The organism is Ideonella aquatica (assembly GCF_018069755.1).
Taxonomy (GTDB): Bacteria; Pseudomonadota; Gammaproteobacteria; order Burkholderiales; family Burkholderiaceae_C; genus Ideonella; species Ideonella aquatica.
Genome location: NZ_JAGQDE010000014.1, coordinates 134,142 through 143,051, shown reverse-complemented (window position 1 = coordinate 143,051; position 8,910 = coordinate 134,142). Strand labels below are relative to the sequence as shown.

Here is an 8,910-nt window from a genome sequence, read left to right as displayed (position 1 = left end):
GGTGTCCATGGTTGCAGCTCCGTTGATCAACGAGGCCAATCGCCTCGCTATTCAACTTCGCACAACCCAATGCCGCGACCACCGTCTCAACGCATCGAGGTCGCCTACCGCGAGAGCGGTTTAGTCCTCCGCTGCATCGCCGCCTTTGGGTCGAGCAGACGTGTACGGCAATGCTGGAGAGCGGGGAGGACGCCTCTTCAGCGCCCTCCCTACCCACCCGCCGCGGATCTCCCGATCAGGCGGCAATGCTGTCGAACTCGACAGTGGCGCAAGGCTTGCCGACTGCGGGCTCTGCCATGGTGGCCAGCGCGCGGCCGAGCCATCGACCGAGCGCACGGACAGGCCTGGTGTCCACCGCTTGCCCCAGTGCCTCGTGGGTCGCGGTGGCCGATAGGCCGCCGATCAGGTGCTCGGGCACGCCCTTGATCCGGGCGTGCTCTCTCGGTGTCAACAAGCGCGAGAGCCCTGGGTCGCTTGGGTGCAGCAACCTTGGATCGGTGGATCCACCCTTGTGGTAACCCTTGCGCAGCGTGGGCACTCGGGTCGACTGCGGCGTGAGCCACTGCATCGAGAAGCCGCTGCCCTTGTCGGCGTCGCGCTGCTCCTTGCTCTTCAGGTAGACCACCGGCCGCCAGCATGGGTCATCACCAGGTACGGCATCCAGCAGTGCTTCCAGTTTCCCAGCAGACCGCGATTGCGATGCCAGGTCATGCAGTTGCAAGGCCAGTTCTGCAGGGCCGGCCACAAGGAACCAGCGTCGCCGGCCTTCCACGCTGCCAAAGTCCACCGCATCCAGCACGGCCTCGTGAACCACATAGCCCGCATCGCGCAGCCAGGACCTCAGGATGGAGGCGCTGGCCGTGCGTTGGTAGTCGGGCACGTTCTCTGCGAAGAAGATGGCCGGCTGCAGCGCGGCAATCCACTGGATGACAGCGGCCACCAGGTGGCCCACCAGCGGGTGATCCTCCATCCGCTGCAGGCCTCTCTTGGACACGCCGGCGCGCGAGGCGCCCGAGCAGGGGATACCTGCTTCGAGAACGTCGACATGGCCGATACGCTGCAACAGCCATGCGTCCGCCACGGCATCTTGCATGGGTGCGTTGACCACCACGGTGTCCCCGTCCATCAGTGGATGGACCCGGATCCCGTGATCTACCAGATCTTCGTCGATCTCATTGGCAAGGCGGAGTGACGCTCGCACGCCGGCATCAGCCAAGCCCTCGTGCAGAGCCCAACTCGTGATGCCTACGCCGAAGGCGATGCTGGCACAGCTGAGAGGCTGGCCGTCCCGCAGGCGCATAAACAGACGCAGGGCGCGCTCATGGCTTCGGGCATGGCATGCCGTGGCCAGGATATGGATGGCGCGCTGCTGGAAGACCACTCGCACGATTCCGTAGCCAGCGATCGGCCCGAGATCCACTTGGCTGTTGAGGTCGATCACTGGCACCAGGGTCTCGGCGTGCCCACGGGTCTTTCGGGAGACGCGTCGGTCGCCATCGTCACAGACCTCTACCACCACGCGTGCGTTTTCGGGGTCGGATCGGACTCGGATCGAGGCTCCCGGCAGGAAGCCGGCTCGCGACAGCGCTGGGGTGTCCAGGTAGAGGCGCGGCGCGCCGCGGTGCAGGCCGAGCCTGCGAGTGAAGATGTCCATGATGGCTCCTTGAAGTCGGGACCCCAAGGCGCCACCCCGAGGGGCGGCCCTCGGGGCAGGTCAGTCGAAAGGGTTCAGCCGGCGCTGTTGGGTGCCCGCTCGTCTTCGGGCACGTGGGCCCAGGCCAGAACGTAGGCGCCGTCGCCTTCGTCCCTGCTGACCACGGTGGTGGTCTCGATCTCGATGTCACCTTCCTGGTGGATGAGGCGACGAGCCAGCCCGACGGCCGGATCCTGTTGCTCGGTCACGCCGAAGGCTTGCACGCAGTCCCCGAAGCTCAGACCGTCGCGCACCAGGTGTGCGAGACGTGCCTTCAGGCGATCCGACACCTTGTCCTGGCCAGCCTCGCCTGGCGCGCGCTCATCCAGAACTCGGACGCACACGTCCAGCTCGCGAACCGCCTCGGCCAGGTCGCCACGTTCCCAGCGTCCAATGACTGCCTTGGCTGCGCTGAGCAGGTCCTCGATGTGATCGAACAGCCCTTGCAGGGCTGCGCCGCAGGCCTCGGCCGCTGAGTCGAAGTAGGTACCCTGGTTGGTGTGTACCGTTGAGTGACCGCGGCGGATCGTGAAGCCATCTTCATCGTCGCCGGTCACTTCGAGGGAGAGTCGATCGAGCAGACGATCAACGTCAGCCTGAAGATCGCAAGCGCTGTAGCTCATGGTGCTGGTCCTTTGCATGAAGGACGGGGCGAGGCCTGACGGCGCTCGCCCCAAGGGTTGGTGATCTCGAAGGGGCTCAGGAGCCCGGCATCAGGTGGATGTGACCCGTCGACCAGGGCGACAGGCTGAAGTCGTCCAGGTAGGGCCCCAGCAGCTCGAAGTACCGTGCCCACTGGTCCCGCCAGGTCGGAATCAACTTGACGAAGTCTTCGCCGAAGCGCCGTTCTGGGAAGTAGCTGAAGCCTGGTTCCTCGGCACCGCTGACCAGCGGATGAGCCGCTGGAAGGCGGGCGCCCAGACCCAGGTGACCCAGCGTCCAGGACGGACCCTTGGGCGTCTTCAGCAGGCGGCGGATGCGCCGGATGTAGGCCTCCGGCGTGCATGTCCTCCCCCGGGGTCTGAGCATCGCGCCCTCGCAGGCGCTGGCGAACCGCGTGGTCTGTCGCAAGATCTGTCGCTCGGTGCCGATCATGCCGATTTCCCACTCGCGCGAACGCCGCTCGCGTCCGTCGCGGTCCACGGTAGTCAGGTTGTTGCAGCCGCCTTCGATCGCGATGACGTAGTGCGTCTCAGACAGACCCTCCGCGAAGTTCGCGGTGATCGGAAGGCACATCCATTGGTACTCGATGCGATAGCTCATCACACGTCTCCTTTCATGCCGTCAGGCGGCCTTGGTCAGACACTGCGGCTCCAGGGTCGTGGCCATGGGGTTCAGAAAGCTCGGTGCCCAGGTTCTCTCGCGCACCGACGTGGCCGCCGGGAACTCGATCGACACCTTGAGCGGGTACGGGTTCTCGCCGCGCGGACGCAGGTAGTCCTGCAGCCACCAGGCGTGCTGCGAGCCGAGATCGGTGGTCAGATCCACGGCGACGCGCAAGGCGTCGGGGGGATCGACGGGCTCGCCATCGCGAACCCAGCTGACGGGGGTCGTGGAGTCGGCGTAGAGATCGAGCAGGTTGGCCAGGCCGCCCTCGGGCTCGTTCGACCATAAGCAGCGCGCCAGCGCGATCGCGCGGCGATCGAACTCGAAGAGCGCGGTGGGCTGCACCCCCTTGTTCGCACCGACCGCACGGATGTCCATGCTGTGCGCGATCGCGTCGCGCCACCGAGCGATGTAGCGCTCGGGGGATATGCGACGCTCGCCGTGCACCGACAGGGACCCATCGACCACGTCAACCGCGCGGCCTGCGCAGATGTTGCGGATGACCTCGCCCGCGTACATCCAGTGGATGCCGGGGCACAGGGCTGACCATCGGCGGCCCTCATCGCGAACAATGGGCAGGTAGTAGTGCTCTCCGGGGAGGCCTCTGGGACGGCCTCCCTCAGGCAGGCGCAGGACAAGCGCCTGCAGCTCTTGGACTTGGGGCATGGTGCCTCCTTGAATAGGGAAGCAGGGGCAGCCCCTTGCAGGGGCTGGTTGTTCCCTGCTGGGTTGAAAGTAGCCCGCTCAAGGTCGGGCGGTTGGCGGATGCTGGCTCAGTCGATGGCGCGCAGGATCTGGCGGCTCTCGCGGTGCTCGATCGCGAAGTCGCGCAGCTTGTAGAAGGCGTCTTCCAGGTGGTCGGCGCCCTTCCAGATCAGGCTGTTGATCGCGTACAGCGTGGCGGTGATGCCGGCGGCGTTGTAGCTCATCGTTTCCTCAAAGCCGTTCGGCGCACGAACGACGAAGACGGGACCGGCCTGGTCGGCTGTGACCTTGGCCTCGGGCGCCAGGTAGAAGCCGCCGTTGGACAGGTCATAGAACTGCCAATAGCCGCCGTGGTACTCGGGGCAGAGGTTGCCCATCCAGCCGTACACCTCGGCTTCAGCCTGGCCGTAGTGTCGCGGTCCGAAGACGCGTGGCAAGAATGCCAAGCGCAGGTGGCCAGGCACGAGTGTCGGGAGGATGGTGCGTTGATCGTCGGCAGGCGACGCGGACGCAAGGCAGAGGGCTGTGTCAGCCATGGAGGGCTCCTTTCGGGGGATGAAAGAAAGAAGCCGAGAGCATCCCCAAACCGGGATGGACTCCCGGCGCGGGTTGCGATCACACCTTCGAGCTGATCGGGGAGATCAACTGCCGCACTTCTCAGAAGGCCTGTGCGGTCGGGGCGACGGTGACGCGGTCAGCGGCTCAAAGATTGGCATGAGCGAGCCAGAAATTACCACACGTGCGGGCCGCTGCCAATGGGCAGAGGCATGAGCGAGTGGCGATGCTCTTCGAGCTGGTTCGACCTATCCCAGCAGGACCTCCAGCAGGGGAACGCGCCGCTCGTCGCGTCGCCGTCCCTGCATGGACGAGTGCTTGTCCACCTGCTCAAGCAGGCAGGCCAGCAGCATGCACAGCCCGGTGGGCTCGGTCACCGAGCGGCGCCTGTTGCGTCCGTAGTGGGGCAGCGCGCCGGCGATCAATCCTTCAAAGGCCAGCACACGCCAGGGATCAGCGCCCAGCTCCGCCAGGCTCAGCTCAGCGCCGAAGCGGGTTCGGATTTCTCCCACCAGGTCTTGGCGCGAGACGGCAGCGTAAAAGGCCTCGGACGTGAAATCACGGCCGAGGCCCCGGTCGATGGCGGCTGCTACATGGATAGCCATTCTGATCAGCTCAGCCATCGAAATCGTAGAGTTCAACTCTATTTTCCCAGTCGACGTCAGCCCAAGAAAAAGAGGCCCGGACAAGTATTCAACTCGCCGGGCAAATGTTCCTGGCGCGATGCCAGGAGGAGGGATTCGGCGGTTTCTCCCTGCGCCACAGGTTGGTTATTCTGTTTACCAGCCCCCACCGCGGGGAAGGTCGCAGAGATATTCCATGATGATTGCAAACAGATCCATTTCACCCTCACAGAGTTAATCCCGAACCGGGCATGGGGTGAATTACATCAATTCGGTGCCCACCGGTGCACTACCCAACTAGGTAGGTCCTAGCGTGGGTCCAACAATCCCAAGCGAGATGCTTTGACTGCTGCGGTGTGCTTGCTGGCGCAGTCGAGCTTGGCGGTAACGTTCTTCAAATGGAACTTGACCGTGTTGGCCGAGATCGAGAGTATTTGACCGATCTCCCAGGTTGACTTGCCCTCCATCGTCCACTTCAGGATTTCGACTTCGCGGGGGGTCAAGGTGCTGACCGGGGCCGCCTCCACGCCCAGCAGCCTGACGGCGGCGTCCTGGGCGTAGGCGAGCGTGAGCTGGAGGTCTGCAATCAGCCGGGTCAGCTCGGCGTCGGAGTTGGGCAGAGGATCCGACCGGTCCACGCCCACGAGCAGATGCTGGCCGTTGGGCAGGTGGGTGGCAATGGCCACGCCATGCCGATAGCCCCATGCGGACTGCTCCTCGAACAGATCGTGGGCACCCGCCTCCTCGTACGTCCGGCGGTCCCACAGCACCGGTGTACTGACCCGTTTGAGCGCGGCCAGCACCGGATCGCGGCGTGAGGACGCCACGTTCGTGTACGCCTTCAGGAAACCTTCCGGCGTATTGCCTATCGACCGAAAAGCCGGCGGGCCGACGGGCTTCTCCACGACCAGAACGGCGGTGATGGTTGCAAACTGGAAGTCGTGTGCAAACGCAACAAGGCGTTCTTGCAACTCAGCAATCGAGGATGACCTTGCCAGCTGCAAAAAGTCGGAAAAAAGCACCGCGAACTCCCACAAAGGCGAACCGCCCTACCTACTCGGGCGGGTTGACCGAGGTCGAATTGTCAAGCAATCTGCCCAGACCGTGGCCACAAACCACAGGACATCAGGAAGGAAATTCCTTGAACCTACTTGCCTTCGCCAAGAGCGACCTCAACACCTATGCTGAAACCCTCTTCCAGCTTGAATTCAATCATGTCGACACCGACGTGAATCCTGACGACCCGGACGCCGAAATACCCCACGGTTTCACGCTGTGGCGCTCGGGCGACGTTCACCTTGGCTGGGACTGGGTGACGCATGGCGAGATCCTGTTGCTCTTGGCACCGATGAACATCGTAACGAACACCAAGGTGCTGGGGAATGACGGCTGCACGTTGGCTGAGCGCGAGCAGATCCTCCTCCTCAATGCCATCGTTCACCGACTGCCCTGGCAAGCCACGGTCCGACAGCAGATGTGGGGTGACAGCGCGGCGCCGCCGGCAAGAAGCCGGGCGCTGCAAGGGCAAGCGCTCCTGGCCAGGGCCGGCAGGTGAGCCGGCGCCGTGAAAAGAGGAGGGCCGTGGGGATGGTTCCTCCACGGCCCGAGCCTCAGGCCAGCAACTGCTTGGCCAGCGCCACCTCAATCGAGTCTCCCGACTGATTGAGGACATCCAGGCCGGAGTCCGGCATGTCGCCAGAGGTGGACTGCGACACCGAGATCTTCTTGGCCATCAGGGACAGGCACTCCATCTGGGCGCATCCCTCGTAGCCGAGGAAATGCACCTCGACGTTGACCCGCTGGCCAATGCGCCACGAGCGCCGGCTGGCTTGCTGCAAGGTGTAGACGTTGTAGCCCGACTGCATGAACACGATGGTGGGGAACTCCAGCATGTCCAGGCCGGTCTTCACCAGCTCCGGGTTGGTCACGATCACATCGACCTGGCGGTCGACCTGTTCCATCAGCCAGTCTTCGCGCTTGGCTGCCTCGACGCCGGCCCGCAGCACCGCGACCTTGAAACCTTCAGCCTCCAGCAGAGCCTTGAGCCGCGCCGAGGTGTCTCGGGTCCCCGTGTAGACGGTGTAGACCAGGGCGCGCCGTCCAGCTCGCTTGGCCTTCCGACACAGCGCCAGCAGCTTGCGCTCCTTGGGCATGGGGGTGAGCTCATCGAACAAGGCCGGTACGCTGGCCAGCGTGGTCTTGCGGTGCGGGTGCAGCACGGTCTCCGGACGGAAACAGCAGTCCGGCCACGCCAGAAGCGCATTGAGCACGACCCCCAGAAGACTCTGGTCGCCGGCCCGCAGCGCCTGTCGCAGCGCCTCCTTCAATGAGTTCGCCAGTCCGCGGTAGGCCGCTTCCTGCTCCGGCGTCATGGGCACACCGGTGTAGAACTCGTCGTAGGGAGGCAGCACATTGCCGCCGATCTCCCTGAGCTTCAAAAAGGCCGTGCAGGGCAGCACGTAGCGCATCACGCCCAGTGGTCCGAACCCGGGTGCCTTGGCTTCGCGATGCGTCACGCTCTTTCCTTTGGCCGTTCGGTGCGATCGTTCGTCCGCTGCACTGCTGGTCTTGTAGATGTCCTTGACCACGCCGTGGGTGCGCATGAATGCCCAGCTCGCCGATCCCAGTGAACCTCGCTGGTACCGAAAGCCGTCGTGGACCATGGCCGCCGGGTTCATCCGGAACAGCAGGTAGAACAGGTCATCGGCATAGCCGCCCATCAGCGTGCCCGTCAGCAACAGCGTCTTGCGGCACTGGCTGGCCAGCACACCGAAGGCTTGACCTTGGGCGCTGCCGTCGTTCTTGAACTCGTGGCCCTCATCTGCCACCATCAATCCGAAAAAGCCCCTGGGCAGGTAGCGCTTGATGAACTCGGTGGGCTGGTAGCCTCCCTGACCAAACGAGAACTCCATGTTGGCCATGGCCCGCTCCATGCGCCGCGCCTGCCGGTCACTGAAGAACAGATCGCCCCGGTCGTCCATCAGGTTGATGAACTCGTAGACGTTGTCTTCCAGCATCCCGCCGAGCATGTCCTCCCCGAAGGCGTCGATCAGCTTGTCGGCCGTCTTGTCCCCGATGGTGGGCAGCTGGGTGATGGAGTCCTTCAGGATCTCGCGCCGGGTCCTCGGTGCCGTGCCAGGACGAACGAGCGACCACAGCGCGGCATGGCAATGCGCGCAGCGCATCTGGCGGACATTGAGCCGCGACGAGGCCTCCTCAGGAGCAAGCGGCCGGTCCGTGCCATCGGTGTCTGGCACGGTGATCGGCTCGTAGCAATCCGGACAGGCAGCCACAGAGGACGTGGCCTTGGCCAGACGCTCCGGGCCGATCATCTCCAGGTCGATCAGTCGCCGCTTCACAAAAACCGGCACCCAGTTGAAGCCCATGCGCATGCGCACACGGCCCATGACGTAGAACTCAGGGGCCGCAGCGCGGCCACTGACCAGACGCAGTTGCAGGAGCTTCTTCAGGGTATCCGGACCGTTAAGGATCCAGACCGTGGCGCCGGGCACCGTCTGCTTGATCTCGCGCCGCCACTTGTAGACCAGGTGGGGAGGGCAGATCACCAGCGTGCGTGGGAAACCCAGGTGGTGCATCAGCCAGGCCGTGGCGATGGCCATCATCGTCTTGCCGGTCCCCATCTCGGCGTTGATCACGGCGGAAGGGTGGCCAGCATCGACGAGGAGTCGGCAGACCGCATGCACGACGTCCCGCTGCGCAGCAAATGGTGCCCGGGTCAGCTGGTCCAGCATGGCATTGAGCGACGGGCTCTGCTGCCCATCGTAGATCGGCGGGTTCTGGACTCGGACGGCATCGACGAGGCTGCTGCGGTACTCCCGCACGAAGTCGCCAATGGACATGGACTCACCCGCACTTGCGGTGGCGGGCTGTTCGATCAGATCGGTATCAGACATGGCATCTCCAGCAGAGGAAACAAGAAGGGGCAAGGCCCGCCTCGGTTGAGGCAGGCCCTGCGGGGGAGGAAGAGACAGGGGCGCAGCCCAGTGG

General features: G+C 64.4%; 9 protein-coding genes. 1 reads left to right on the top strand and 8 read right to left on the bottom strand.

Annotated features, from left to right (window positions below):
- Positions 1–235 precede the first annotated feature (235 nt).
- The 7 genes from KAK06_RS16145 to KAK06_RS16115 all read right to left on the bottom strand — a co-directional run bounded on the left by KAK06_RS16145 (position 236) and on the right by KAK06_RS16115 (position 5,924).
- Positions 236–1,654, bottom strand: coding sequence for a DNA cytosine methyltransferase (locus tag KAK06_RS16145; protein WP_210803153.1), 1,419 nt, complete (start codon positions 1,652–1,654; stop codon positions 236–238).
- Positions 1,655–1,728: 74 nt separating this feature from the next.
- Positions 1,729–2,316, bottom strand: a complete 588-nt coding sequence (locus KAK06_RS16140; protein WP_210803152.1) for a hypothetical protein — start codon at positions 2,314–2,316, stop codon at positions 1,729–1,731.
- A 76-nt stretch (positions 2,317–2,392) separates the two neighbouring features.
- Positions 2,393–2,956, bottom strand: a complete 564-nt coding sequence (locus tag KAK06_RS16135; protein WP_210803151.1) for a hypothetical protein — start codon at positions 2,954–2,956, stop codon at positions 2,393–2,395.
- A gap of 21 nt (positions 2,957–2,977) precedes the next feature.
- Complete coding sequence (locus KAK06_RS16130) at positions 2,978–3,685, bottom strand: hypothetical protein (protein ID WP_210803150.1); 708 nt, start codon at positions 3,683–3,685, stop codon at positions 2,978–2,980.
- A 107-nt stretch (positions 3,686–3,792) separates the two neighbouring features.
- The gene (locus tag KAK06_RS16125) at positions 3,793–4,170 is read right to left on the bottom strand and encodes an antirestriction protein (RefSeq protein WP_247652914.1); all 378 of its coding nucleotides are present in this window, start codon (positions 4,168–4,170) and stop codon (positions 3,793–3,795) included.
- Between the two features lie 357 nt (positions 4,171–4,527).
- On the bottom strand, positions 4,528–4,902 hold the full coding sequence (locus KAK06_RS16120; protein ID WP_210803148.1) for a hypothetical protein: 375 nt from the start codon (positions 4,900–4,902) through the stop codon (positions 4,528–4,530).
- 308 nt (positions 4,903–5,210) lie between these two features.
- Positions 5,211–5,924, bottom strand: coding sequence for a LuxR C-terminal-related transcriptional regulator (locus KAK06_RS16115; protein WP_210803147.1), 714 nt, complete (start codon positions 5,922–5,924; stop codon positions 5,211–5,213).
- 119 nt (positions 5,925–6,043) lie between these two features.
- Here KAK06_RS16115 and KAK06_RS16110 point away from each other — a divergent pair, with 119 nt between their 5' ends.
- The gene (locus KAK06_RS16110; protein ID WP_210803146.1) at positions 6,044–6,457 is read left to right on the top strand and encodes a DUF4902 domain-containing protein; all 414 of its coding nucleotides are present in this window, start codon (positions 6,044–6,046) and stop codon (positions 6,455–6,457) included.
- Between the two features lie 55 nt (positions 6,458–6,512).
- Here KAK06_RS16110 and KAK06_RS16105 read toward each other — a convergent pair whose 3' ends face one another.
- Complete coding sequence (locus KAK06_RS16105; protein ID WP_210803145.1) at positions 6,513–8,816, bottom strand: SNF2-related protein; 2,304 nt, start codon at positions 8,814–8,816, stop codon at positions 6,513–6,515.
- Positions 8,817–8,910 lie beyond the last annotated feature (94 nt).

Coding starts and splice junctions, on each gene's coding strand:
- KAK06_RS16105 (WP_210803145.1), bottom strand. CDS start 8,816: ATGTCTGATACCGATCTGATCGAACAGCCCGCCACCGCAAGTGCGGGT.
- KAK06_RS16135 (WP_210803151.1), bottom strand. CDS start 2,956: ATGAGCTATCGCATCGAGTACCAATGGATGTGCCTTCCGATCACCGCG.
- KAK06_RS16130 (WP_210803150.1), bottom strand. CDS start 3,685: ATGCCCCAAGTCCAAGAGCTGCAGGCGCTTGTCCTGCGCCTGCCTGAG.
- KAK06_RS16145 (WP_210803153.1), bottom strand. CDS start 1,654: ATGGACATCTTCACTCGCAGGCTCGGCCTGCACCGCGGCGCGCCGCGC.
- KAK06_RS16120 (WP_210803148.1), bottom strand. CDS start 4,902: ATGGCTGAGCTGATCAGAATGGCTATCCATGTAGCAGCCGCCATCGAC.
- KAK06_RS16140 (WP_210803152.1), bottom strand. CDS start 2,316: ATGAGCTACAGCGCTTGCGATCTTCAGGCTGACGTTGATCGTCTGCTC.